The following is a 25,442-nucleotide window of genomic DNA, read 5'->3' as shown; positions in this document are numbered from 1 at the left end:
GCGGGGCCTTCAAACAAGGCTCTGCACCCCCAAATACCCCGTTGACTGCACCCAGGCTCCGGCGGTTTTTTTATTTGTAACTCCTCATGGAAAAACGCGTTCTTTTCCGATCCAAGTGGCTTCCCTGGGTGCTGATCGCCCCCCAGCTACTGATCATCGGCATCTTCTTCTTCTGGCCCGCCGGTCAGGCTGTGCTCCAGTCATTCCAGATGGAAGACGCGTTCGGCATGAGTACCGAATGGGTTGGCCTGGACAACTTCCGCCAGTTGTTCGCCGACCCCACCTATCTGAATTCCTTCAAGCGCACAGCACTGTTCTCCGTGCTGGTGGCCGGCGTCGGCATTGCCGTTTCGCTGGCTCTGGCCATCTTTGCGGATCGCATCATCCGCTTTGCCATGGTCTACAAGACCTTGCTGATCATCCCCTACGCAGTGGCTCCCGTGATCGCAGGCGTGCTGTGGGTCTTCATGTTCTCGCCCTCCATCGGTGTGGTGACCCATTACATGGGCAAGCTGGGCTATGAATGGAACCATCTGATGAACGAAAACCAGGCCATGGCCCTGATCGTCATCACCTCGGTGTGGAAACAGATTTCCTACAACTTCCTGTTCTTCCTCGCCGGGCTGCAGTCCATTCCCAAGGCACTGATCGAAGCCGCGTCCATCGACGGTGCCGGCCCATGGCGCCGCTTCTGGAACATCCAGCTGCCGCTGCTCTCGCCCACCACCTTCTTCCTGCTGGTGATCAACGTCGTCTACGCCTTCTTCGACACCTTCGGCATCATTGATGCAGCCACGCAGGGCGGCCCCGGCCAGTCGACATCGATTCTGGTCTACAAGGTCTACCAGGACGGCTTCAAGGCGCTGGACCTGGGCGGCTCCGCAGCCCAGTCCGTGATCCTGATGCTGATTGTTGTCGTGCTGACTGTGATCCAGTTCCGCTATGTTGAAAAGAAAGTGCAGTACTGATCATGGTCGATCGTAATCCCTGGCTTGCCTTCATCTCCCACGCCGTGCTGCTGCTGGGCGTGGCCATCGTGGCCTTTCCGCTGTATCTGGCGCTGGTCGCATCCACCCATACTGCGGACGCCATCGTGCAGTCCCCCATGCCGCTGCTGCCCGGCTCGCATATGTGGGAAAACTACCGCGAAGCCCTGCTCGGTTCGGGCAAGCTCGGCTCCAACACCAATGTCGTGCAGATGATGTGGGTGAGCTTTGTCGTGGCCATGGTCATCACCGTGGGCAAGATCGCCATCTCGCTGCTGTCGGCCTTTGCCATCGTCTACTTCCGCTTCCCGTTCAAGATGGTCTGCTTCTGGGCGATTTTCCTGACGCTGATGCTGCCCGTGGAAGTGCGTATCCTGCCCACCTACAAGGTCGTGGCCGAGCTGGGCATGCTCAACAGCTACGCTGGCCTGACCCTTCCCCTGATTGCCTCGGCAACCGCCACCTTCCTGTTCCGTCAGTTCTTCCTGACCGTGCCGGACGAGCTGGTGGAGGCCGCGCGCATCGACGGCGCCGGCGCCATGCGCTTTTTCAAGGACATCCTGGTGCCCTTGTCCAAGACCTCGATTGCCGCGCTGTTCGTGATCCAGTTCATCTACGGCTGGAACCAGTACCTGTGGCCGCTGCTGATGACCACCTCGGAAGACATGTACCCCGTGGTGATCGGCATCAAGCGCATGCTGGCCGGCGGTGAAGCCGCCGTGGACTGGAACATTGTGATGGCGACCGCCATTCTGGCCATGCTGCCCCCGACAGCCGTGGTGATGCTGATGCAAAAGTGGTTTGTCAAAGGCCTGGTGGATACCGAGAAATAAAGCTCGCCCCCACTGCCTCCACCACCTTCTTTTGACCCATTGAACGAATACCTGGAATACCTCTCATGGCATCCATCTCCCTGAAGAACATCGTCAAGCGCTACGGCTCCGGCAAGTCCGCCGTACCCGTCATTCACGGCATCAACGTCGAAATCAACGACGGCGAATTCATCGTGCTGGTCGGCCCCTCGGGCTGCGGCAAGTCCACCCTGCTGCGCATGATTGCCGGCCTCGAAGAAATCACCGACGGCGACCTGCTGATCGGCAGCAACAAGGTCAACGACCTGGAGCCCGCCAAGCGCAATATCGCCATGGTGTTCCAGAACTACGCGCTCTACCCCCATATGAGCAACTACGAGAACATGGCCTACGGCCTGAAGCTCGCCAAGGTGCCCGAGGACGAGATCAAGCGCCGCGTGGACAAGGCTGCCAAGATTCTGGAGCTGAGCCATCTGCTGGACCGCAAGCCGCGCCAGCTCTCCGGCGGCCAGCGCCAGCGCGTGGCCATGGGCCGCGCCATCGTGCGCCAGCCCCAGGTCTTTCTGTTCGACGAACCCCTGTCCAATCTGGACGCCAAGCTGCGCGGCCAGACCCGCCTGGAAATCCAGAAGCTGCACGCCGAGCTGGGCATCACCAGCCTGTTCGTGACCCATGACCAGGTCGAGGCCATGACCCTGGCCCAGCGCATGGTGGTGATGAACGGCGGCAATGTGGAGCAGTTCGGCACGCCCGAAGAGGTCTATCACACGCCCGCCTCCACCTTTGTGGCTGGTTTCATCGGCTCTCCTCCCATGAACCTGCTCAAGCACTCGCCCAACGGCAAGCCCGGCATGATCCTGGGCATCCGTCCCGAGCATATCGACCTGGTGGAAGCCGGCGGCGTGGAGTTCAAGGTCCAGACCGTGGAACTGCTGGGCGCCGAACGCCTGCTCTACGGCAAGGTGGGCGACGAAGACGTCACCGTGCGCGTGGAAGAAGGCAAGCCCTATCCCAAGCCCGGTGAAACGGCCCGCATCTCGGCACGCGAAGACCGCCTGCACTGGTTCAACGCCGAAACCGGCAAACGCGTATAAATCAAAACACCCCCTGAGCGGCTTCGCCGCTTCCCCCTCTCTGGCGCGAGCGCCGGAGGGGGACGACACCCTCGGTGCGGGGCGGCCCTTCCTCGGTGTCTCCTGTTTGAATGCTGCCTGCTCCAGGCGCAGCGCCAAACTCGCAGAAAAGTGTTGAGCCGCAAACCTTTGTTGGATTGATCATGACTACTGCTTTGAAACCCTGGCCCTATCCCCGCTGGGTGGCCCACCGCGGCGCCGGCAAGCTGGCACCTGAGAACACCATGAGCGCCTTCCGTCTGGGCGCGCAACATGGCTACCGCTTTTTTGAATGCGATGCCAAGCTCAGCCAGGACGGCGTGCTGTTTCTGATGCATGACGCCACGCTGGAACGCACCACCAACGGCCACGGCATTGGCGGCGCACTGAGCATGGGAGAGATCGCCCAGCTCGACGCCGGCAGCTGGCACTCGCGCGCCTATGCGGGCGAAGCCCTGCCCACGCTGGAGGCCCTGGCACGCTGGTGCCTGGCCAACCATCTGCACCTGAATGTGGAAATCAAGCCGACCCCGGGCCAGGAACTGGAAACCGGCCGCGCCTGCGGCGAGCTGATGCAGCGCATCTGGCCGCAAACCGAGGTACAGCCGCTGTTCACCTCGTTCAAGTCCGAATCGCTCAAGGGCGCCCGCGAGACCGCAGCCCATATTCCGCGCGGCCTGCTGGTGGACAAGCTGGCCGACGCCAGCGGTGACGCCGACCTGAAGCTGGCCCTGGAGCTGGACTGCAGCGCCATGGTGCTCAACCATGCGCTGTGGACACCCGAGCTGGTGGCCAAGGTGCATGGCGCAGGCCTCTACTGCAGCAGCTACACCGTCAACGACCAATGGGCCGCACAACGCCTGATCGACCTGGGCACGGACGGCATCATCACCGACCGCGTGGATATGTTCAGCCCCGCGCAGACAGGCGATCAGCTGTAAATCAGTAGCTGCTTACGCAGATCCACCTTGAATTTCAGCATTAATCAATGCTGGATTCCTTTCAAATCAAGCGCAAACAGCTTCGATACCCATAGCAAAACAAAAGCCCGGCCACCCAAAGTGACCGGGCTTTTTTGCGTTCACCACCTCCAATACTGGCACTGACAAATCAGGGCAGCCGCGCAAGGGCCTCAGGGGGTGTCAATCCAGTTTCGTGCCCGAGGCCTTGACGGCTGCCGCCCAGCGCGGCGTCTCGCCGGCCAGGAACTTGCCGAAGGCTTCAGAGCCCAGGAAGGCCGGGTCGGCGCCCTGCTCCACCATGCGGCTCTTCACATCGGGCATGTTCATCACCTGCTGGAAGGCATTGCTGAGCTTGGCCGTCACCTCCTTGGGCAGACCGGCAGGCGCGAGGAAGCCATAGAAGCCCACCACCTCGAAGCCCTTGAGGCCGGACTCTATGGCGGTCGGCACCTCGGGCAGCGCGGGGTTGCGCTCCTTGCTGGTCACGGCCAGAGCGCGCACCTTGCCCTGCTTGTGATAGGCCGCAGCCTGAGGAATGCTCTCGGCCATGAACTGCACCTGGCCGCCGATCAGATCGGTGAACGCAGGCGCACTGCCCTTGTAGGGAATGTGCACCAGGTCCACGCCTGCGGCGCTCTTGAACATCTCGGGCACCAGATGGCTGATGCCGCCGTTGCCGGCCGAGCCGAAGTTGATCTTGCCGGGGTTGGCCTTGGCATAGCTAGTGAACTCGGTCAGCGTCTTGGCCGGCACCTTGTTATTGACCAGCAGCGCCAGCGGCTGCATGGCGGTGCGGGCAATCGGCGTGAAATCCTTGAGCGTATTGTAGGGCAGCTTGCTGTAGAGCGCAGGGTTGATGACCATCACGCCGGTATTGGCCAGCATCAGCGTGTAGCCGTCGGCGGGCGAGCGCATCACGTCCTGCGCCCCCACCGAGCCGCCCGCTCCGGGCTTGTAATCCACCACCAGCGGCTGACCGAGCACGCCCTGCAGCTTGTCGGTCAGCAGACGGGCATGCTGGTCCAGCGGGCCGCCGGCGGGGAAGCCCAGCACGATGCGAATCGGCTTGGTGGGAAAGGCGTCCTGAGCCTGTGCGCCCGCGGACAAAAGCAGGCCTGCGCCAGCCATCAGGCCGGCCAGCATGTTCATTGAAATCTTGTTCATTGTTGTCTCCTTGGTTTTAAAAATCGTCGGCAGCGCCAGGCACGGCCCAGGCAAACCCGGCTCGACCAGCCTGCACCGGCAGCGGCATTCGAGCCTTGCTCTGAACCATGGCGGTGGCCGGCCGGCATAAAAAAGCGCTTCTCGAGGGAAGCGCTTGCTTGCCAGAGTGCCAGGCGGCAATCAGCGCTTGGGCTGCCAGGCCAAGGCCTTGTTCTGCTGCTCGGCCACCTGGGCAATGGTGAGCTTGTTGGCCGCTTCGTCACGGCGCTTGGCGGCATCGCCGCCCAGCTCCATGGCCGCCAGGTTGTACCAGAAGTAGGCCCTGGCATTGTCACGCGGCACGCCCTGACCCTGTGCATAGACCATGCCCAGGTTGTACTGGGCAGCGGCATCGCCCTGCTCGGCCGCACGCTGATACCACTGCACGGCCTTGCCGTAGTCGCGCGCAGCGCCCTGGCCTTCGGCGTACATCACGCCCAGGCGGTTCTGCGCACCGGAATGGCCTTGCTCGGCTGCCGCCGCATACCACTTCATCGCCTGAGCGGGGCTGGCGGCACTGCCCTGGCCATCGGCATACAGACGCGCCAGGTTGAACTGGGCCGAGGCATCGCCCTTGTCGGCCGCGCGGCGGAACCACTGCATGGCCGTCGCATAGTTCTGCGCAACGCCACGGCCTTCGGCGTACAGCGTACCCACGTTATTGATGGCAGCAGCATGACCTTGCTCGGCCGCCTTCTGATACCACTGCAGAGCCGTGCCGTAGTTCTGGGGCGTGCCCAGGCCTTCGGCATAGATGGTGCCCAGGTTGTACTGGGCATCGGCATGATTTTGGTCAGCCGCGCGCTGGAACCATTGCGCCGCATAGGCTGGGCTTTGCTCCACACCCAGACCGTAGAGATACAGACGACCCAGATGGTTCTGGCCGTCGGCATTCCATTGCTCGGCGCTCTTCTGGAACCAGGAAGCCGCCAGCTTGTAGTCGCGCGGGACACCCACGCCATCCATATACATGCGGCCCAGGCTGTTCTGGGCCCTGGCATCGCCCTGCTCGGCAGCGCGCTGCAGCCACTGAGCGGCCTGCACGGGGTCCAGCTTCACGCCCACGCCGTCGGACAGCATGGAGCCCAGCTGGTTCTGCGCTTCCGCATGGCCTTGATCGGCCGCTTTCTTGAACCAGTCGGCAGCCGTCATGTAGTTCACGGCCACGCCATTGCCCTTGAGGTAGCGCTGGCCCAGCTCGAACTGGGCCGTCACATGGCCTTGAGCGGCAGATTTTTCCAGCCACTGGGCTGCGGTGCTGAAGCTCTGGGGCACGCCCAGACCTTCCTGATAGAGGTGGGACAGGTTGTACTGGGCCACGGCATTGCTCTGCTGCGCCGCGCGGCCATACCACTGGGCAGCCTCGCGATAGTTCTGCGGCAGGCCCTGGCCGTTGGCATACAGCGCCCCCAGGCTGTTCTGGGCACCCGCATGTCCCTGGGCCGCGGCCTTGCGGAACCATTGCGCGGCCGTGGCGGCATTCTGGGGCACGCCCTGTCCATGCACATACATCTCGCCCAGCTGGTTCTGCGCCTTGGCATCGCCGCGCTCGGCAGCCTGCAGCGGACCGGCCGTGGAGGCTACGCGCGAGCCTGCAATCGGCAGCGGGCCGTATTGCAGACGACTGAATTCAAACTGGGGGCCCGATGTGGCGGCTCTGGAATCGCGCAAAAAATTCATGCGACCTTCCGCACCGGTTTGCGCGGATGCGCTCTGGGCAAAGGCCGCCAGACTCGACATGACCAGCGCTGCGATGGGAGTGAACTTCATTCCGGTACGATTCCTAGACGCTTGTTGTTACATCAGACATACGATGACACCAACCTGCGAGCGTAACTGATTCTGATAGCAGCTTCGATAAGGAAGCCCTCAATCGCGGCATCCTCGCCACAGTTTTTTTGACATTTGACCGTGACATGAAAAAGCCCGGCAACGCCGGGCCTGGAGCGATGGACGGGTTTCAGCCTCTGATCATCTGCTGGCGCACATAGTCCGCCAGCACCTGCATGAGCCCGGCAAAATGCCTGCGCAGCGGCTCGAAGCCGGCATTCGGTTCGCGCGTGTCCTCATCCATATAGACGGGGCGACGGATCTCGATCTGCATGGAGTGGCGATTGAGCTGCGGCTGGCCTATGCGCCCGATCAACTCCACGCCCTTGTAGGGCTCGTTGTAGGCCACGCTGTAGCCAAAGCCCTTGAGCGTATCGCCCACCAGATGGATGAACTCGGGCGCGCAGGTCGTGCCGTCGCGGTCGCCCAGCACGAAGTCGGCCAGCGGCGGTGCATCGCTGCGCCCCAGTCGCTGGTACACATCGTTGGGCATGGAGTGCAGATTCAGGTGCCACACGGCTCCGAAACGAGCCACGCTGTCGTCGATGGCCTGCGCCAGCGCCGCGTGATAGGGGCGCCAGTAGCGCTCGATACGGTGCTGCACTTCGGCCACGGTGCGCTTGCGCTCATACAAAGAAGTGGCCACGCCGGCCTTGCTAATGCGCTGCCAGATCAGGCCCAGCCCCTGCTGGGTCTTGATGCTGGGCGACAGCGGCACCGGCCACTCGCCCTCGATTTGCGCAGGGTCCAGGTCGGACTCGTTGCGATTGGGGTCGACATAGGTACGAGGAAAAGTCGCTTCCAGCAATGTGGCGCCGAACTCGGGCCAGCGGTCCCAGAGCGCGGCCACATGCGTGTCCTCGCCGCGACGCAGCAGACTCATGGGCACGACGGCACCGAAATCCTCGGGATAGGCCGTGCCGCTGTGCGGCGAGTCGCAGACTATGGGCAGAACCTCGCCCCGGGCCGGGTGCACCAGCACAGGCTCGGCCGGTCTGGCTTGCAGAAAATCAGGCACAGACATTGAAGCCTTCATCAGTCCAGCTTGATATTGGCGCGCTTGGCCACGGCCGTGTAGCGCTCGATTGCAGTCTTGATCTGCTTGGCAAACTGCTCAGGCGTGTTGCCCATGGACTCGCCGGAGATGGACTTCTGCTTTTCCAGATAGTCGGGCGAAGCCATGACCTTGTGTGCCGCAGCATTGAGCTTGTCGATGATGGGCTTGGGTGTGCCCGCAGGCGCCACCAGGCCGAACCAGCCGCCGTCACCCATCTGGGGGTAGCCCAGCTCGGTATAGGTGGGCACATCGGGCAGCACATCGCTGCGCTTGAGGGCCAGCACGGCCAGGGGACGCAGCTGGCCGGCCTTGATATGCGGCAGGGTCGAAGGCAGGTTGTCCGTCATGGCATTGACCTGTCCGCCCAGTGCATCGGTAATCGCCTGGCCCGCTCCCTTGTAAGGAATGTGCAGCAGCTGGATACCGGCCAGGTTCATGAAGTTCTCGATATTGGCATGTCCGAGCGATCCCGTGCCCGGTGAGGCAAAGGTGTACTTGTCGGGGTTGGCCTTGGCCAGCGCGATGAATTCCTTCATGGTCTTGGCAGGCACGCTGGCGTTCACTACAAACACGCTGGGCACGCTCATCACATTGGTGATGGGAGCAAAGTCCTTGATCGCGTCATAGGGCAGCTTGCGGAAGATGGCAGGGTTGGAGCCATGGGTGGACACCGTGGCCATGCCGATGGTGTAGCCGTCGGGAGCGGCCTTGGCAATTTCCGAAGCGCCGATGGAGCCGCCGGCTCCGCCACGGTTGTCCACCACCACGGCCTTGCCCAGTATCTGGCCCATCTTGTCGGCCAGCAGGCGCGCCACCATGTCGGTGGAGCCACCGGCTCCAAAGGGCACGATCAGGCGGATAGGGCGATTGGGGTAGTCCGCTGCTGCATTCGCAGCGAACGCGGGGGACAGCGCGGCGGCTGCGGCGCAGGCGGCAATGGATGACAGAACGGTACGACGAATAGCCATGCGGCTTCTCCTTGACTGGTTATGAGTCGGTCGAAGGGCGCAGGATTTGGCACTCCAACCTTTTTTTCATTCTGTGCCGCAGGCCGCACCACGAAAAGCGACAAGACGGCACGCAAGTATTACCAGCCGTCATAATTCAAGCCGTCATGCGCATGCACTCTCCGTCCCTGTCCGAACTTCACGCCTTTGCCGCAGCCGCCCGCCTGGGCAGTTACTCGCTCGCCGCGCAGGAGTTGTACGTGACGCAAGGCGGCATCAGCCGGGCCATTGCCAGGCTTGAGGAGCATCTGGGCTTTGCCCTGTTCGAGCGCCTGGGCAGACGCAACGCGCTGACCGCGGCAGGACAGGACTATCTGCAGGCGATAGAGCCTGCCGTGATGGCGATAGAGGCCGCGTCGGCCGCCGCCCGCAGGCGCCGCCACGGGCCGCAGCTGCGCCTGTCGGTCATTCCCACGCTGTTCAGCCACTGGCTGATTCCGCGCCTGCCCGACTTCAACCGCCGTCATCCGCAAATCATGCTTTCCTTCGCGCCCTACCGGCGCGACGATCCGCTCAATGCGCCGGAGATCGATGCCTGGATTCGCGTCGGCAGCCAGCACTGGCCGGCAGGCGTGGAGGCCGAGTATGTGATCGGCCGCGACCTCATTCCCATCTGCCACCCGCGCGAGCTGCAGGGACCGAACCCCATCCGCAGCGAGCAGGATCTGCTGAACCGCCCGCTGCTGTTTCACACCAACTACCCTGGCAACTGGGCCAGCTGGATGCAGGCCCGGGGCATGAGCCAGTCCTGCCCCGCCCCGGTTGCGGACTTCGAGACCGTGGCCCTGCTGGTGCAGGCCGTGGCAGCCGGCATGGGTGTGGCCATGGTACAGCGCTGCCTGGTGGAAGAGGATCTCGCATCGGGCCGTGTGGCTCTGGCGCTGGATGCGCCGGTGCATATCGAGCGCGGCTACTTTCTGTGCCAGCAAGGCAACCGGCCTCCCACGGAGGCCTTGAAGCAGTTTCGCAGCTGGATACTGGAGCAGGCCGGGCCCAGGGCCGTCAGCGACTGAGGCCTGGCCAGACACTGGCGCGAATACAACAGGCACTCTTGAGTCAGATCAAGATTTCACGCAAAACAGCTTTCCGGCCGGTACGCCAATCAGCGCCAAGCTCGGGAAAGCACCCACTGGCAGCAGGCACTTGTGCAGACCAGTGCGGCATAAGCGAGCATCTTGCCGTCGCGTGAAAACAGCCAGAGACTGAGCAGTAAAACCGCTACACCCAATATGAAATTAATAGCTACCTGCGCAATAAAGGATTGGGCTCCAGCCTTGTTTTGCTTTAAAAAGCGAGCACAGATTGCCAGGCCCAGAGCGAGAAAAAACGCAGGGGCGAGGAAGTTGAGTAAATGATTAACGCTCGCAACAAAATCCATGGCAACAATCGATTCCAAGGCTTTGAGCCCGGGGGGTGCCCAATTCGGTACTAAATTTTATAATCCCCTGTTATGGCAGTCTGGGCTTTAGGTATCAATCACCACACGGCTCCGCTCGATATGCGGGGCCGTTTTGCGTTCGCGCTCGATCAGATCGCGCCGACGCTGCAAGGCCTGCGCGCATCCCTGTCCCACGCTGGCCGGGCTCACAGCGCCGTGGAAACCGCCATCCTCTCCACCTGCAACCGCACCGAGATCTACTGCGCTGCCGACGCCCCCGCCATGGATCACACCATGCACTGGCTGGCCAACAGCGGCGGCGTGGCGCCTGAATTGCTGCGCCAGCACTCGTATCTGCTGCAGGATGGCTCGGTCGCCCGCCACGCCTTCCGCGTGGCCTCGGGACTGGACTCCATGGTGCTGGGCGAGGCGCAGATCCTCGGCCAGATGAAGAACGCCGTGCGCGCGGCCGAGACTGCGGGCGCCCTGGGCACCACGCTCAACCAGCTGTTCCAGCGCAGCTTTGCCGTGGCCAAGGAAGTGCGCAGCTCCACCGAGATCGGTGCGCACAGCATCTCCATGGCTGCCGCTGCCGTACGCCTGGCCGGCCAACTGTTCGAAGACCTCAGCAAGATTCGCGTGCTGTTCGTGGGCGCGGGCGAGATGATCGAGCTGGTCTCCACCCACTTCGCTGCCCGCAACCCCAGGCAGATCACCATCGCCAACCGCACCATGGAGCGCGGCGAAAAGCTCGCCGCCCAGTTCGGCGCCGGCACCATGCGTCTGGCAGACCTGCCCGAGCATCTGCACGAGTACGACGCCATCATCAGCTGCACGGCATCCACCCTGCCCATCATCGGCCTGGGTGCCGTGGAGTCCGCTCTCAAGAAGCGCAAGCGCCGCCCCATCTTCATGGTCGACCTGGCCGTGCCGCGCGATATCGAATCCGAGGTCAAAGACCTCAACGACGTCTACCTCTATACCGTGGACGATCTGGCAACCGTCGTGCGTACCGGTCAGGCCCAGCGCCAGGCCGCCGTGCAACAGGCCGAAGTCATCATAGACACCGGCGTGCAGAGCTTTATGCAGTGGATGGACCAGCGCAATCCCGTTGGTGGCGCGGTCTCGCTGATCCAGCAGGTCAATGCCCAGGCCGACGAATGGCGTGCGCTGGAAATTGCCCGCGCCAAAAAGCTGCTGGCCAAGGGCGAAGACATCGATACCGTGCTGGAAGCGCTCTCGCGCGGCCTCACACAGAAAATGCTGCACGGCACCATGGCCGAGCTGCACAAGGGCGATGCCGAAGAGCGCGCCCAGACGGCGGACACCGTCTCCCGCCTGTTCCTGCGCGCCAGCCGCAACCCCAGCAAGCTTTAGCGACGCTCGCCCGCTTGGTCGCTGCCGTCCTCGCGCAGCGCAAGGCCCGACCGTGGCCTGCCCTCCCTCTTCCCTGACTCCACAAAGGTGAGCCCCTTCACCTTTCCCAAGCCCTCGGTACCCCCTATGCAAGACTTTTTGCGCAACCAGCTCGAACGCTATGCCCAACGCCTGCAGGAGCTGGATTTTCTGCTCTCGCGCGAAGACATCATGGGCGACATGAAGCAGTACCGCACCATCTCGCGCGAACATGCCGATGTGACGGCCATTGCCAGTCGCTACACCCGCTACCTGCAGACCGAAGCCGACATCGCCGCCGCGCGTGACATGCTGGACGACCCCGACATGGCCGAAATGGCTCAGGAAGAGATCGGCAGCGGCGAGGCCGAGCTGATCAAGCTCGAGGACGAACTGCAGCGCCTGCTGCTGCCCAAGGACCCCGACGATGCGCGCCCCGCCTTTGTCGAAATCCGCGCCGGCACGGGCGGCGACGAATCGGCCCTGTTTGCCGGCGACCTGACCCGCATGTACACCCGCTACGCCGCCAATGTGGGCTGGAAGGTGGAAGTGATGAGCGCCAGCGAAAACGAAATCGGCGGCTACAAGGAAGTGGTGCTGCGCATCGAGGGCGACAATGTGTACGGCGCGCTGCGCTTTGAGTCGGGTGGCCACCGCGTGCAGCGTGTGCCCGCCACCGAAACCCAGGGCCGCATCCACACTAGCGCCTGCACCGTGGCCGTGATGCCCGAGCCCGACGAGGCCGAGGCCATCACGCTCAATCCCGCCGATCTGCGCATCGACACCTTTCGCGCCAGCGGTGCCGGCGGCCAGCACATCAACAAGACCGACTCCGCCGTGCGCGTGGTCCACCTGCCTACGGGCATCGTGGCCGAATGCCAGGACGGCCGCAGCCAGCACAGCAACAAGGCCAAGGCCCTGCAGGTGCTGCAGGCCCGCATCCAGGAAAAGGAACGCAGCGAGCGGGCCGCCAAGGAAGCCGCCATGCGCAAGGGCCTGATCGGCTCGGGCGACCGCAGCGACCGCATCCGCACCTACAACTTTCCCCAGGGCCGCCTCACCGACCACCGCATCAACCTCACGCTGTACAAGCTGCTGGCCGTGATGGAAGGCGATCTGGGCGACGTGATCCAGGCCCTGCAACATGCACGCGAGGCCGAGTTGCTGGCGGAGCTGGCCGCTTCCTGAGCAGCCAGGCTTCAGCCGGCTCGAGCCGGGTCCGTTAGAACGCTTCGCCAGAAATGGGAACAATTTCAAGATGACACAGCGCTTTTTGCCGGTTCTGGTTTCTGCTCTGCTATCCGGCCTGTTGTTCACATCGACCGCCGCCCAGGCTCAGGCCTTGCGCAAGCCATCGGCCTATGACTCGGGTGCGGGGCGCCCGGTCGACGCCAGCGGCAACCGCAACGCTCCTGCCAGCCTGCCGGCCCTGACCAGCCGCGCCGATTTCGATCGCGTGGCCCGCATCTTCGATCCGGTCAGCGCCATGCCCCATGTGCTGTTTGTGATCGACCGCCAAAGCAAGAGCACGCCGCTGCATTTCATCAACACGCCGCGTTACGCGTTTCACGAAGATTTTCTGCGCGCCAAAAGCCTGCTACAGGGCGGCAAGCCAGAGCTCAACCGCAATTACCGCGAGCCGGGCCGTCGCTTCATTCTCGGCACGCTGAGCTGGCAGCCCGTGCTCAAGGACTACAGCTACGAGTTCTGGGAAGGCGACCAGCTCACGCCCGAGCTGCTGCAGACCACAGCGGCCGCGCTGAAAACCGGCTTCTTCGCCCCTGTGCGCTTCAAGGCCAACTCCACGCAGCAGGAAGCCGTGGCCCAGCAGGCCGGTGTTGCAGCGGTCACCCAGGCCCAGTTGCTGGGAGCCCAGACCTATCTGCCGCTGAACCAGGGCCAGGCCGTGGGCCGGCTGCGCATCCTGAACCGGGCCGAAGCCGTGAATGACCTCCAGCCCAGGGACATCGTGCTGTTGCGTGAAGTACCCATCAGCCTGCCGCCCGTGGCCGGCGTGGTGACGGAGCGCCCTTCCACGGTGCTATCCCATGTCAATCTGCTGGCGCGTGGCTGGGGCATACCCAATGCCTATGTGCAAAAAGCGGCCGAGCAATACGCGGACTTCAACGGCCGCTGGGTGCATATCGACGTACAGCCCGCCGGCTTTGCGCTGCGCGCCGCCACGGCTGCCGAACAACAGAGCGCCGAAAAGCAGGCCCAGCAACCGCCGGCCAAGGGCCGCAAGGTCTTGCTGCAGCCCGATCTGAGTCGCAGCGAACTGGTGCCTCTGGCCGCTCTGCGCAGCGCGGACCGCCGCCGCTGCGGTGCCAAGGCCGCCAATCTGGGCGAGATCCAGTCCGCCCGCCTCGCGGACGTCAGCGTGCCCGATGGCTTTTGCATTCCGTTTGCCGCCTATGCCGACTTCATGCGCTCCAACGGCCTGGCCGAGCGCATTGCCCGCATGCGCCAGCAGCCCGGCTTCGCGACGGATGCCGGTATCCGAAGGCAGGCCCTGTCCGCGCTGCAGACCGAAATCGAGCAATGGCCCGTCAGCCCGGCCGTGGCCGATGCCTGGACCCAGCGCTGGTCCGGCCAGCTAGGCAGCCAGGGAGTGTTCGTGCGCAGTTCGTCCAGCTCCGAGGACCTGCCCAACTTCAGCGGAGCAGGCCTCTACACCACCGTGCCCAATGTGCGCAGCGAGACGGACCTGGTCGCCGCCGTGCGCAAGGTCTGGGCCTCGATCTACAACTTCGAGGCCTGGGAAGCCAGACAGGCAGCGGGCATCGACGATGCGCAGCTGATGATGTCGGTGTTTGTGCAAAACGCCGTGGACTCCTCCGCCTCTGGCGTGATGATCACCCGCGACCCCTTCGATGCCTCGCACCGCCACATGAGCTATATCGCCGCCAAGCGCGGCATAGGCATCCGCGTGGTCGAGGGCAAGCGGGTCGCTGAGCAAATCCTCTACTCCAGCCGCAGCAAGGCCGTGCAGGTACTCAACCGTTCCCAGGACGATGTGGCGCTGCAGCTGGACACCAGGGGCGGCGTGCGCGAAGTGGCCGTGACTGCCGGCCGCGCCGTGCTCAGCGACGCACTGGTGCAGCGACTGGCCCGCGCAGGAGCCGGCATCAAGCAACGCTTTGGCGGCCGGGATCAGGACATCGAGTGGGCCGTGCAGGGCGATCAGCTCATCATCCTGCAGGCGCGCCCCTTCATCTCGGCGCCCGGGCGTTGAAAATCCGCCATGCTGAATTTCGAGTCACCTGTCGTCATCGAGCTGCTGCAAGCCCGGGGTTGGACCCCGCAGCGAGAGGTCGCCATTCCCGTGCCTGTGCAAAGCGCTCTGGACCAACAGCCCAGTCTGACCAGCCACCCTGCCGTGGCGGCACTGCAGAACCTGGCGGGCTTGCACATAGGCCAGGTGGGCAAGGGCCGGGAATGCGCCAGCAGCGATATAGAGTTTGACTGGCTCGAAGCGTATTTCACCGGGGAAGATGCAGACGACGCCCTGCTCTCCTGGGAACAGCGCCTGAACACCCGACTGATAGCAGTTGCCGACGTTCACCACTCCCACGGCCAGCTGCTGATGGCAGGCGATGGACGCTGCTTTTCCTGGTCTTTTGTAGGCATGAGCTTCGAGGGCGAGAATCTTCAGCAGGCGCTGGAGCATCTGTTGCGGGGAATACGTTCGCGCCCCATGCTGGAGCCCGGCCAGTCGTCGACCCAGCTGTACGGCACGCTCTACAAGGCGGGCGACCCCGAGATATACCGCTACTGAATTTCTGAAGACGATCGCCACCGGCCAAGCCATGACCGAATTCTCGCCCCCCACTTTCTCCGTCGCCCAAGCCCTGCAGCAAGCCGCCCGCCAAGGCCTGGCGCGTGTCGATGCACAGATGCTGCTGCTGCACCTGATGCAGCAGCCAGCGCATGCCCGCGCCTGGCTCATCACCCATGACGGCGATGGGCTGAGCGCCGAGCAGCAGGCCCGCTGGGCCCAGCTCTGCGCCCAGCGCCAGCAGGGCGCGCCCGTGGCCTATCTGACCGGCAGCAAGGAGTTCTACGGCCTGGATCTGGCCGTGGACAGCAGGGTGCTGGACCCGCGCCCCGATACCGAGACCCTGGTGGACTGGGCGCTGGAGCTGCTGCCCGAAGGCGCCGCCCACCGCGTCGTGGATCTGGGCACCGGCAGCGGCGCCATTGCCCTGGCCCTGCAAAGCCAGCGCCCCTCAGCCCGGGTCATCGCCGTGGACGCCAGCGCCGATGCCCTGGCCGTGGCCCGCAACAACGCCGCCCGCCTCCAACTGCCCGTGCAGTTCGCCCATGGCAGCTGGCTGCAGCCTCTGGACGGGCAGGAACCCGTCGATCTGATCGTCAGCAATCCGCCCTATATCCGCGCCGACGACCCACACCTGGCGGCGCTGACCCACGAGCCGCTGTCGGCCCTGGCCAGCGGCGCGGACGGGCTGGAGGACATACGCAGCATCATCGACCAGACCCCGGCACACCTGAAGGCTGGCGGCTGGCTGCTTTTCGAGCATGGCTGGGATCAGGCCGAAGACGTGACACAGCTCATGCAGGCGGCCGGCTTCGGGCAGGTCCAGCACCGCCACGACCTGGCCGGCATTGCACGCTGCACGGGCGGCTGCCGGACCGGCAAGGCTTGATTTCCAGACCTTCGCCCCCAGATAAACACGTAGCAAGATTTCCTCACAGCATCGCATTCCTTGCGGTCGGTGAAATAATTGCAGACATCGCGGCTGGTACCGCCATTTCCAAAATCCGGAGCCCACTATGAGCAACACTCAACAACGCATCGACGACCTGGTCAAGAACAACGACATCCTGCTGTTCATGAAGGGCAACGCCAGCTTCCCCCAGTGCGGCTTCTCCGGCCGTGCCATCCAGATCCTCAAGGCCTGCGGCGTGGACGCCAAGTCCATCGCCACCGTGAACGTGCTGGAAGACCAGGAAATCCGCCAGGGCATCAAGGACTACAGCCAGTGGCCCACGATCCCCCAGCTCTACATCAAGGGCGAATTCATCGGTGGCTCGGACATCATGATGGAGATGTACGAATCAGGCGAGCTGCAGCAAGTGCTGGCCGCCAAGTAAGCCCAACCCCGTCTGCAAGCCACCGGCACCCCGGTGGCTTTTTTCATGCCGCCCCCCAAACCTGTTCCCCCTCACCACTGCTGCATCCATATCGATGGCAGTGCCCTGCCCAACCCCGGCCCCATGAGCCTGGGCGTGTTGCTGCAGCTGCCCGATGGCAGCCGCCATACGCTGTCGCAGGATCTGCACCGCAGCGGCTGCAACAACGAAGCCGAGCTGCGCGCGCTGATGGCCGCCCTGAAGCTGGCACGCGATCTCGGCACACGCAGCCTGACCGTGCGCACCGACTCCCAGGTGTTGCTGGAGCAGCTCGGCCCGCCCACGGCCAAGCCGGCGCGGCCCATCGCCCGGCTCGCCCCGCTGTTCGAGGCCGCCCGCGCACAGATGCAGGACTTTGACGAGCTGGTGCTGCAATGGGTGCCCAGACACCGCAATACCGAGGCCGATGCGCTGGCACGCATGGCCCGTTCGGCAGCCGCGCTTCAGCCCTGAAGCCAGTACAGCTGCCTGCCGCAGGCTTTATGTGGTCGAATAGAGACTCCTTGATAACCGGCCGCAGGCACTGCCAGGTGCCGCAGCAGCCCTGCCTATGAGTGTGTCCCAAAGCCTTGCGGTGATTGTTCTGCTGATTCTGCTCAGCGCCTTTTTCTCTGTGGCGGAGATTTCTCTGGCCGCCTCGCGCCGCCTGCGCCTGCGCCAGATGGCCGACGACGGCAACGAAGGAGCCGAGCATGCGCTGCGCGTACAGGAGCAGCCGGGCGAATATTTCACCGTGGTGCAAGTGGGACAGAATGCCGTCGCCATCCTTGGCGGCATCGTCGGCGAGGGTGCGTTCAGCCCCGCACTGACCGAGTTCTTCTCGATCTGGTTCTCGCCCAGCCTCTCGGCGACGCTCGGCTTCCTGCTCTCGTTTTTCATAGTCACCTCGGCCTTCATCCTGCTGGCCGACCTGCTGCCGCGCCGCATCAGCATGAACGAGCCCGAGCGCTATGTGGTGCGCGTGCTCGCCCCCATGCGCTGGTTTGTGGTGATCTTCAAGCCCATCATCTGGTTCTACAACCTGGCGACCGACACCTTGTTTCGCCTGCTGGGCCTGCCCGCGACGCGCGACGAGCGCATCACCAGCGACGACATCCTGGCCATGACCGAAGCAGGCACCAAGGCCGGCGTGCTGGCTGCCCGCGAGCAACAGGTGATTGCCAATGTCTTCGAGCTGGACTCGCGCACCGTGGCCTCTGCCATGACCCAGCGCGACAGCGTGGCCTTCTTCTACCGCGACGACAGCGACGCCATCATCCGCGCCCGCATTGCCGAGGAGCCCTTTTCCACCTACCCGGTCTGCGACGGCGATATCGACCATGTGATCGGCTATGTGGACGCCAAGGACCTGTTCCAGCGCGCGCTCAACAACCAGCCGCTGTCGCTCAGCGACGACAGCCTGATCCGCAAGGTGCTCATCGTGCCCGACCGCCTGACGCTGGCCGAGGTGCTGGAGCAGTTCCGCATGGTGCACGAGGACTTTGCCGTCATCGTCAACGAATACAGCCTGGTCGTGGGTGTGGTGACGCTCAACGACGTGATGAGCACGGTGATGGGCGATCTGGTCGGCCCGGCCGACGAGGAGCAGATCATCCGCCGCGACGAGCATTCCTGGCTGATCGACGGCATCACGCCCATCGAGGACGTGATGCGCGTGCTGCATCTGGACGATATGCCGCATGACGACGAGTACGAAACGCTGGCCGGCTTTCTCATGGTCATGCTGCGCCGCGTGCCGCGCCGCACCGATACCGTCACCTGGGGCGGCTTCAAGTTCGAGGTGCTGGACGTGGACAGCTACCGCATCGACCAGGTCATGGTGACCCATCTGCCCGAGCCCGCGGCCGAATCTGCCGCACCTTCTGCAGCCGCAGCGGCCAAGGTGCAGGGCAGCGCTGCCCAGTCCCAGGCTGGCAAAAGCACCCACTCCTGAATCAGGAGCTTCTTGCAATCATCTCCAAAGGACTTCAGGTTCTTTTCTTGCTGAAATCAATGAAAAGAGAGCGCCAGGCGCTCTCTTTTTTTCTGTATATCGCCACGGCATCAGACCGGCTGCGGCTCTTCCACCAGCCAGCGCCGCTGGGCGCCGAACACGGCATTCGGATACTGGGGCTGGCCCCGGCTTCCGTTGTAGCGGCCCAGTGCCATATAGGCATCGCCTTTTTCGCGGTCCATGTAGTGGCGCAGGATCACGCAGCCGAAGCGCAGATTGGTCTGCATGTGGAACAGCTTGCCGATATCGCCGTCACCGATCAGCCGCATCCAGAACGGCATGATCTGCATATAGCCACGCGCGCCCACGCTGGAGATGGCGTATTTGCGATAGCCGCTCTCCACCTGTATCAGGCCCATGACCATGGACACATCGAGACCCGCGCGCTTGGACTCGTACCAGACGGTCTGCAGGAATTCGCGCCGTGCCTGAGGATCGGGCTTGCGCTTGGCCAGCTTGTCGCTGCTGGCCACCAGCCAGCGCAGATAGCTCATGCGCGCCGCTGTGGAGGCGAACTCCAGCTCGGGCGGCGCGCCCGAGCCCGCCACGGCCGCGCTGAGCGCCGTGCGCACGGAGTCGGCCAGCGGCTCTTCGAGCTGCCCGCCGGCCCAGGCCGCCTGCGGCCACAGCCAGCCGGCCGCCGGGGCGGCCAGCGCAGCGGCAGTCCTCAGGCAGTGGCGTCGGCTCAGCAGGGTCTCGGGCATGGAAACAGCAGCTTACAGGCCCAGGCGGCTCTTGAGGTGAGCCAGCACCTCATTCGTCGCCAGCTTTGTGGCTTCTGTGTCACGGCGCTGCTGGTACTCGACCACGCCTTCCTTCAGGCCGCGGTCGCCCAGCACCACGCGGTGGGGCACGCCGATCAGCTCCCAGTCGGCCAGCATGGCACCGGGGCGCTCATCGCGGTCGTCGAGGATCACGTCCACGCCCAGTGCCAGCAGCTCGCCGTAGAGCTTCTCGGCCTCGGTCTTCACGGCCTCGCTGCGACCCATGCCGATGGGGCAGATCACCACGGTGAACGGTGCAATCGCATCGGGCCATATCATGCCGCGCTCGTCGTGGTTCTGCTCCACGGCAGCGGCGGGCAGGCGGGTCACGCCAATGCCGTAGCAGCCCATCTCGAAGTGCTGGGGCTTGCCGTTGTCGCCGAGGAAAGTGGCTTCCATGGCCTTGGAGTACTTGGTGCCCAGATAGAACACATGACCGATTTCAATGCCGCGCTCGATCGCCAGCTCGCCCGCGCCGTCGGGCGAGCGGTCGCCAGCCACCACATTGCGCAGATCCGCCACCACGGCGGGCTCGGGCAGGTCGCGGCCGAAGTTCACGCCGGTGATGTGGAAGTCTTCCTCGTTGGCACCGCAGACCCAGTCGGCCATCACGGCCACATCGCGGTCCACCACGATGTTCACGGGCTTCTTGAGACCGATGGGGCCCAGATAGCCGGGCTTGGCACCGAAGTGCTCCTCAATCTCGCCCACGGTCGCGAAACGGAAGCCCGCCAGGCCCTCGACCTTGCCGACCTTGATCTCGTTCATCTCGTGATCGCCGCGCAGCAGCAGCAGCCACACTTGCGACTTGACGATCAGCCCCTTGTCGTCGAGCTCGTCCGTGGCCAGCACCAGCGACTTCACGGTCTGCGCCAGAGGCAGACCCAACTGCTCGGCCACGGCTTCGCAGGTGCTGTTGCCGGGCGTGGCGACCTTTTGCATGGCCTGGACGGCAGCAGGACGGGCCTGGGTGGGCGCCAGGCTCTCGGCCTTCTCGATATTGGCCGCGTAGTCGCTGTTCGGGCAGTACACGATGGCGTCCTCACCCGTGGAAGCGATGACCTGAAACTCTTCGCTCAGATCGCCTCCGATGGCGCCCGAATCGGCACGCACGGCGCGGTACTGCAGACCGAAGCGGTCGAAGATGCGCTTATAGGCTTCGCGCATGGTCTGGTAGCTGATCTGGGCCGCATCGCGATCCTTGTCGAAGGAATAGGCGTCCTTCATGATGAACTCGCGACCGCGCATCAGGCCGAAGCGGGGACGGCGCTCGTCGCGGAACTTGGTCTGGATCTGGTAGAGGTTCTTGGGCAGCTGCTTGTAGCTCTTGAACTCCTGGCGCGCGATATCGGTGACCACCTCTTCGGACGTGGGCTGGATCACGAAATCACGACCATGACGATCCTGGATGCGCAGCAGCTCGGGGCCCATCTTCTCGAAACGGCCGGTTTCCTGCCACAGCTCGGCAGGCTGGACCACGGGCATGGTGGTTTCGATGGCGCCGGCACGGTTCATTTCCTCGCGCACGATGGCCTCGACCTTGCGGATCACGCGCAGGCCCATGGGCATGTAGTTGTAAATGCCAGCACCCAGCTTTTTGATCATGCCAGCCCGCATCATGAGCTTGTGGCTGACCACTTCGGCGTCGGCCGGAGCTTCTTTCAGGGTGGAGATGAGAAATTGGGAGGCTTTCATGGAACTGGCAATTCAGTGGAAATAGGCATGGCCCGCTTGTCGATCACAAGGGGCCATGCATAATGAACACAATTCAAAAATTTGGGGTTTGATTATGCTTGACCGGGACGGATTTCGCCCGAACGTCGGCATCATCCTGCTCAACCAAAGAAACCAGGTGTTCTGGGGAAAACGCATTCGCACCCACAGCTGGCAGTTTCCGCAAGGTGGCATTGATCGGGGTGAGACACCCGAGCAAGCCATGTTCCGCGAGCTGCACGAGGAAGTGGGGCTGAAGCCCAATCACGTTCGCGTGGTTGCCCGCACCAGGGACTGGTTGCGCTACGAGGTGCCAGACAGGTACATCCGCCGCGACGCGCGCGGGCATTACAAAGGCCAGAAGCAGATATGGTTTTTGCTTCAACTGGTCGGCCATGACTGGGACTTGAACCTGCGTGCCACCGACCACCCTGAGTTCGATGCCTGGCGCTGGAATGACTACTGGGTTCCTCTGGATGTGGTGGTCGAATTCAAACGCGGCGTCTATGAAATGGCGCTGACCGAGTTGGCGCGCTTTCTGCCGCGCGGCGAGCAGCAGCGCAACCGCTATCTGCGCAGCGGCATGCGGCCACGCGATCAGGAGGCAGGCCAGACCACTGGCGGCACCGCCCATCCTGGGCAGCACCATCAGGTCATGTACCCTGCCCGCACAGGGAGCTTTCGCATCAACCCCGGCATAGAGCTGCCGCCCGGTGCCAGTTTTGACCCGGACCCGCAGACCGGCATAGACAATCCGCCCGATCACAAGCCTCTGCAATGAACAAAGCCGTAATGCCTCACAGCATTACGGCTTTTTTGTCGGCGGCCTGGGCTCAGTGTCCTGCCACCACCATATTGTCGCGGTGCATTATTTCGGGACCAGCCGAGTAGCCCAGCAGCGACTCAATCTCCGAGGAGCTCTTTCGGCACAGCAGCCGCGCCTCGGCGCTGGCATAGCTGGCCAGACCACGGGCGATCTCGACACCGCTCTCATCACGCACGGCAATCACTTCGCCACGCGAGAAATCGCCCTCCACGGTGATCATGCCTATGGGCAGCAGGCTCTTGCCTTCGTCACGCAGCTTGGAGACGGCACCCGCATCCACGGTCACCGAACCACGCAGCTGCAGATGGTCGGCAATCCACTGCTTGCGCGCCTGCATCTTGTGAGTGTTGGCAACCAGCAGCGTGCCTATGGACTCGCCACGCGTCAGACGCAGCAGCACGTCTTTCTCACGTCCCCAGGCGATCACGGTGGAAGCACCGGAGCCCGCCGCACGCTTGGCCGCCAGAATCTTGGTGATCATGCCGCCCGTACCAATGGACAGGCCCGCTCCGCCGGCCATGGCTTCCAGCTCGGGGTTGCCGGCTTCGGCCACGTCGATGAACCTGGCATCGGGGTTCTTGCGCGGATCGGCGCTGTAGAGGCCGCGCTGATCGGTCAGTATGACCAGCGCATCGGCCTCGACCAGATTCGCCACCAGCGCGCCCAGGGTGTCGTTGTCGCCAAAGCGGATCTCATCGATTACCACCGTGTCGTTCTCGTTGATGACGGGCACCACGCCCAGTTGCAGCAGCGTCAGCAGCGTGGTGCGGGCGTTCAGATAGCGTTCGCGATCGGCCAGATCCGCATGGGTCAGCAGCACCTGGGCGCTGGGCACGCCTTCGCCACGCAGCTTGGTCTCGTACATCTGGGCCAGCCCCATCTGACCGACGGCTGCTGCGGCCTGCAGCTCATGCACCTCGGTCGGACGCGTGGCCCAGCCCAGTCGCTTCATGCCTTCGGCAATGGCGCCGCTGGAGACCATGATGACTTCGCGCTTGACGCCGTCTTCACCATTCACCAGCGCCGCCAGCTGGCGGCTCCACTCTTCAATGGCGGCCTCATCCAGACCACGACCTTCATTCGTAACCAGGCTGGAGCCGACTTTGACGACGATGCGACGGGCATCACGCAGCACATTGGAAGACATGAGAATTTACAGTGTTTTAAGCCTCTAACGCTTATGGGAAAAGCGCAAGAAGCTATTAAATTCAAAGCAAAACAGCGCACCAAGTGCGCTGCTGGGTTATACCCTCTAGCTTATTCCGGATCGTAAGAGGCGAAACGCGGATCGGTCATATCCAGACCAGAATCCTCACCTCCCGCAAAGCGAGGGTCGATTTCCTTGGGAGCCTGCTCCGCCAGCTGCTGGTTGTGCACATGCTCGTAGATCTTGCGGATCAGCGGCTCGCAACCTTCGCGGGTCAGCGCCGAGATCTCGTAGACCGGGCCCTTCCACTTGAAGCGCTTGACGAAGTCCTTGACCTTGGCAGCACGCTCTTCCACGGGAACCATGTCCAGCTTGTTGAGCACCAGCCAGCGCGGCTTGTCGTAGAGCTCGGCATCGTACTTCTTGAGTTCGGCCACGATGGCCCTGGCCTGCTCGACCGGGTCCACGCCCTCGTCGAACGGTGCAATGTCCACGATATGCAGCAACAGTCTCGTTCGCTGCAGATGGCGCAGGAACTGGTGACCCAGGCCCGCACCTTCGGAGGCGCCCTCGATCAGACCCGGGATGTCGGCCACCACAAAGCTCTGCTCGGCAGCCACGCGCACCACACCCAGATTGGGATGCAAGGTGGTGAAGGGATAGTCGGCAATCTTGGGACGGGCGTTGGAGACGGCCGTGATGAAAGTGGACTTGCCAGCATTGGGCATGCCCAGCAGGCCCACATCGGCCAGCACCTTGAGCTCCAGCTTCAGGTTGCGGCGCTCGCCGGGATAGCCGGGAGTCTTCTGGCGCGGCGCCCGGTTGATGGCACTCTTGAAACGCAGATTGCCGAAACCGCCGTCACCGCCCTTGGCGATGGTGATGACCTGGCCGGGCTCCAGCAACTCGAACAGCACTTCACCGGTATCCGCATCGCTGATGATGGTGCCCACAGGCATGTTCAGCGTGATGTCGTCACCGGCTGCACCGAACATGTCGGAGCCCATGCCGTGCTGGCCGCGCTTGGCCTCGTGGCGGCGCGAATAGCGGTAATCCACCAGCGTGTTCAGGTTCACATCGGCCACGGCATACACATGACCGCCACGGCCGCCGTCGCCACCGTCGGGGCCGCCAAATTCCTTGTATTTCTCGTGCCGGAAAGACACGCAGCCATTGCCGCCGTCACCGGCTGCAATGTCGATAAAAGCTTCGTCAACAAACTTCATGAGGCATCCAGTCTACAAAATCAGTGTGCACCAGAAGCTCCGGGCCACACTTGAGTGCTCTATTACCATGCCCCATCTGCCAGAAATCTGCTGCCTGGAGCCTTTTCAAACAACAAAGCCCCGACAAGTCGGGGCTTTGTTGGAGTCACAGACGACTTATGCAGCCGTGATGTTGACTGTTTGCTTGGACAGAGCGCCCTTCACACCGAACGACACGTGGCCGTCAACCAGTGCAAACAGGGTGTGATCCTTGCCCACGCCAACGTTCTCACCGGGGTGGAACTTGGTGCCGCGCTGACGCACGATGATGGAACCAGCTGTCACCAGCTCGCCACCAAAGGCCTTCACGCCCAGCATTTTTGGCTTGGAATCACGTCCGTTACGCGTAGAGCCGCCGCCTTTTTTCTGTGCCATGACTTAGCTCCTAAAATTAAGCAGCGATTGCCACGATTTGCAGTTCGGTGAACTGCTGACGATGGCCTTGGCGCTTTTGATAGTGCTTACGACGGCGCATCTTGAAGATGTGCACCTTGTCGTGCTTGCCGTGAGCAACCACAGTTGCCTTTACAGATGCACCGGACACCAGGGGGGCACCAACCTTGATTTCAGCGCCGTTGCCGACGGCCAAAACTTGGTCGATCACGATTTCCTGGCCTACGTCCGCAGCAATCTGTTCTACCTTGATCTTTTCGCCAGCTGCAACGCGATACTGCTTGCCGCCGGTTTTTATGACTGCGTACATTGAAAACCTCTAAAGTCTGAGAGTTCCATGAAATGATTTCCACGGAGCCGGCAATTCTAGCACGCATGCATTTTTTCTGCTGGCATACCCCTAGGAAGCGATTCAGGATCTCCGATGGCCGCGCGGAATGAGATG

At 63.2% G+C, this 25,442-nt stretch carries 25 protein-coding genes; 14 read left to right on the top strand and 11 right to left on the bottom strand.

Features of this window, described 5'->3' with window-relative positions:
* The first annotated feature begins 86 nt into the window (after positions 1-86).
* From ugpA to ugpQ, 4 genes are all read left to right on the top strand, one after another.
* Complete coding sequence (gene ugpA, locus FSY45_RS12545) at positions 87-968, top strand: sn-glycerol-3-phosphate ABC transporter permease UgpA (RefSeq protein ID WP_003065988.1); 882 nt, start codon at positions 87-89, stop codon at positions 966-968.
* Positions 969-970: 2 nt separating this feature from the next.
* Positions 971-1,819: a sn-glycerol-3-phosphate ABC transporter permease UgpE gene (gene ugpE / locus FSY45_RS12540; RefSeq protein WP_003065986.1), complete on the top strand. Its 849-nt coding sequence runs from the start codon at positions 971-973 to the stop codon at positions 1,817-1,819.
* A gap of 65 nt (positions 1,820-1,884) precedes the next feature.
* Positions 1,885-2,892 carry a sn-glycerol-3-phosphate import ATP-binding protein UgpC gene (locus tag FSY45_RS12535; RefSeq protein WP_003065985.1) on the top strand — a complete coding sequence of 336 codons (1,008 nt, stop codon included), beginning with the start codon at positions 1,885-1,887 and terminating at the stop codon, positions 2,890-2,892.
* Between the two features lie 182 nt (positions 2,893-3,074).
* Positions 3,075-3,851 carry a glycerophosphodiester phosphodiesterase gene (ugpQ, locus tag FSY45_RS12525; protein WP_034362157.1) on the top strand — a complete coding sequence of 259 codons (777 nt, stop codon included), beginning with the start codon at positions 3,075-3,077 and terminating at the stop codon, positions 3,849-3,851.
* Positions 3,852-4,052: 201 nt separating this feature from the next.
* Here ugpQ and FSY45_RS12520 read toward each other — a convergent pair whose 3' ends face one another.
* The 4 genes from FSY45_RS12520 to FSY45_RS12505 form a co-directional block, all read right to left on the bottom strand.
* Positions 4,053-5,036 carry a tripartite tricarboxylate transporter substrate binding protein gene (locus tag FSY45_RS12520; RefSeq protein ID WP_179625555.1) on the bottom strand — a complete coding sequence of 328 codons (984 nt, stop codon included), beginning with the start codon at positions 5,034-5,036 and terminating at the stop codon, positions 4,053-4,055.
* Between the two features lie 180 nt (positions 5,037-5,216).
* Positions 5,217-6,845, bottom strand: a complete 1,629-nt coding sequence (locus FSY45_RS12515) for a tetratricopeptide repeat protein (protein ID WP_046461095.1) — start codon at positions 6,843-6,845, stop codon at positions 5,217-5,219.
* 190 nt (positions 6,846-7,035) lie between these two features.
* Positions 7,036-7,929, bottom strand: a complete 894-nt coding sequence (locus FSY45_RS12510) for an N-formylglutamate amidohydrolase (protein WP_148748085.1) — start codon at positions 7,927-7,929, stop codon at positions 7,036-7,038.
* An 11-nt stretch (positions 7,930-7,940) separates the two neighbouring features.
* Positions 7,941-8,930: a tripartite tricarboxylate transporter substrate binding protein BugE gene (locus FSY45_RS12505; RefSeq protein ID WP_003058506.1), complete on the bottom strand. Its 990-nt coding sequence runs from the start codon at positions 8,928-8,930 to the stop codon at positions 7,941-7,943.
* A 146-nt stretch (positions 8,931-9,076) separates the two neighbouring features.
* Between FSY45_RS12505 and FSY45_RS12500 the strand changes: the two genes are divergently transcribed.
* On the top strand, positions 9,077-9,982 hold the full coding sequence (locus FSY45_RS12500; RefSeq protein WP_046461094.1) for a LysR substrate-binding domain-containing protein: 906 nt from the start codon (positions 9,077-9,079) through the stop codon (positions 9,980-9,982).
* 89 nt (positions 9,983-10,071) lie between these two features.
* Here FSY45_RS12500 and FSY45_RS12495 read toward each other — a convergent pair whose 3' ends face one another.
* Positions 10,072-10,347 carry a hypothetical protein gene (locus tag FSY45_RS12495; RefSeq protein WP_003065972.1) on the bottom strand — a complete coding sequence of 92 codons (276 nt, stop codon included), beginning with the start codon at positions 10,345-10,347 and terminating at the stop codon, positions 10,072-10,074.
* Between the two features lie 72 nt (positions 10,348-10,419).
* On the opposite strand from FSY45_RS12495, the gene hemA reads away from it, so the two are divergent.
* The 8 genes from hemA to FSY45_RS12455 all read left to right on the top strand — a co-directional run bounded on the left by hemA (position 10,420) and on the right by FSY45_RS12455 (position 18,829).
* On the top strand, positions 10,420-11,724 hold the full coding sequence (gene hemA, locus FSY45_RS12490; protein WP_012837115.1) for a glutamyl-tRNA reductase: 1,305 nt from the start codon (positions 10,420-10,422) through the stop codon (positions 11,722-11,724).
* Positions 11,725-11,850: 126 nt separating this feature from the next.
* On the top strand, positions 11,851-12,930 hold the full coding sequence (gene prfA, locus FSY45_RS12485) for a peptide chain release factor 1 (protein WP_046461093.1): 1,080 nt from the start codon (positions 11,851-11,853) through the stop codon (positions 12,928-12,930).
* Between the two features lie 70 nt (positions 12,931-13,000).
* On the top strand, positions 13,001-14,977 hold the full coding sequence (locus tag FSY45_RS12480) for a PEP/pyruvate-binding domain-containing protein (protein WP_046461092.1): 1,977 nt from the start codon (positions 13,001-13,003) through the stop codon (positions 14,975-14,977).
* Between the two features lie 9 nt (positions 14,978-14,986).
* Complete coding sequence (locus tag FSY45_RS12475) at positions 14,987-15,520, top strand: SUKH-3 domain-containing protein (protein WP_046461091.1); 534 nt, start codon at positions 14,987-14,989, stop codon at positions 15,518-15,520.
* Between the two features lie 31 nt (positions 15,521-15,551).
* Positions 15,552-16,409 (top strand): peptide chain release factor N(5)-glutamine methyltransferase, encoded by an 858-nt coding sequence (gene prmC, locus FSY45_RS12470; RefSeq protein WP_046461090.1) that lies wholly within the window; start codon positions 15,552-15,554, stop codon positions 16,407-16,409.
* 127 nt (positions 16,410-16,536) lie between these two features.
* Positions 16,537-16,857, top strand: coding sequence for a Grx4 family monothiol glutaredoxin (grxD, locus tag FSY45_RS12465; RefSeq protein ID WP_003058519.1), 321 nt, complete (start codon positions 16,537-16,539; stop codon positions 16,855-16,857).
* A gap of 33 nt (positions 16,858-16,890) precedes the next feature.
* A complete protein-coding gene (locus FSY45_RS12460; RefSeq protein WP_052951066.1) occupies positions 16,891-17,349 on the top strand; it encodes a ribonuclease HI family protein in 459 nt (152 codons plus the stop codon).
* Positions 17,350-17,446: 97 nt separating this feature from the next.
* On the top strand, positions 17,447-18,829 hold the full coding sequence (locus tag FSY45_RS12455) for a hemolysin family protein (protein WP_046461089.1): 1,383 nt from the start codon (positions 17,447-17,449) through the stop codon (positions 18,827-18,829).
* Positions 18,830-18,939: 110 nt separating this feature from the next.
* Here the strand turns inward: FSY45_RS12455 and FSY45_RS12450 are convergent, their stop codons facing one another.
* Together FSY45_RS12450 and FSY45_RS12445 are read right to left on the bottom strand one after the other, a co-directional pair.
* Positions 18,940-19,593: a lytic transglycosylase domain-containing protein gene (locus FSY45_RS12450; protein WP_046461088.1), complete on the bottom strand. Its 654-nt coding sequence runs from the start codon at positions 19,591-19,593 to the stop codon at positions 18,940-18,942.
* Positions 19,594-19,605: 12 nt separating this feature from the next.
* Positions 19,606-21,348, bottom strand: coding sequence for a proline--tRNA ligase (locus tag FSY45_RS12445; RefSeq protein WP_003062206.1), 1,743 nt, complete (start codon positions 21,346-21,348; stop codon positions 19,606-19,608).
* Positions 21,349-21,442: 94 nt separating this feature from the next.
* Here FSY45_RS12445 and FSY45_RS12440 point away from each other — a divergent pair, with 94 nt between their 5' ends.
* Complete coding sequence (locus tag FSY45_RS12440) at positions 21,443-22,147, top strand: RNA pyrophosphohydrolase (RefSeq protein ID WP_003062204.1); 705 nt, start codon at positions 21,443-21,445, stop codon at positions 22,145-22,147.
* A gap of 52 nt (positions 22,148-22,199) precedes the next feature.
* On the opposite strand, the gene proB is transcribed toward FSY45_RS12440, so the two are convergent.
* The 4 genes from proB to rplU all read right to left on the bottom strand — a co-directional run bounded on the left by proB (position 22,200) and on the right by rplU (position 25,307).
* Positions 22,200-23,339 (bottom strand): glutamate 5-kinase, encoded by a 1,140-nt coding sequence (gene proB, locus FSY45_RS12435; protein ID WP_034357531.1) that lies wholly within the window; start codon positions 23,337-23,339, stop codon positions 22,200-22,202.
* Between the two features lie 110 nt (positions 23,340-23,449).
* Positions 23,450-24,565 (bottom strand): Obg family GTPase CgtA, encoded by a 1,116-nt coding sequence (cgtA, locus tag FSY45_RS12430; RefSeq protein ID WP_003073993.1) that lies wholly within the window; start codon positions 24,563-24,565, stop codon positions 23,450-23,452.
* Between the two features lie 156 nt (positions 24,566-24,721).
* Complete coding sequence (gene rpmA / locus FSY45_RS12425) at positions 24,722-24,979, bottom strand: 50S ribosomal protein L27 (RefSeq protein WP_003058534.1); 258 nt, start codon at positions 24,977-24,979, stop codon at positions 24,722-24,724.
* Between the two features lie 16 nt (positions 24,980-24,995).
* Positions 24,996-25,307: a 50S ribosomal protein L21 gene (gene rplU, locus FSY45_RS12420; RefSeq protein WP_003058536.1), complete on the bottom strand. Its 312-nt coding sequence runs from the start codon at positions 25,305-25,307 to the stop codon at positions 24,996-24,998.
* Positions 25,308-25,442: the final 135 nt, after the last annotated feature.

Origin of the sequence: Comamonas sp. Z1 (assembly GCF_008121555.1) — a bacterium.
Lineage (GTDB): Bacteria > Pseudomonadota > Gammaproteobacteria > Burkholderiales > Burkholderiaceae_C > Comamonas > Comamonas thiooxydans.
The sequence above is the reverse complement of the archived record's forward strand: the minus strand, read 5'-3'. Positions and strand labels throughout refer to the sequence as shown.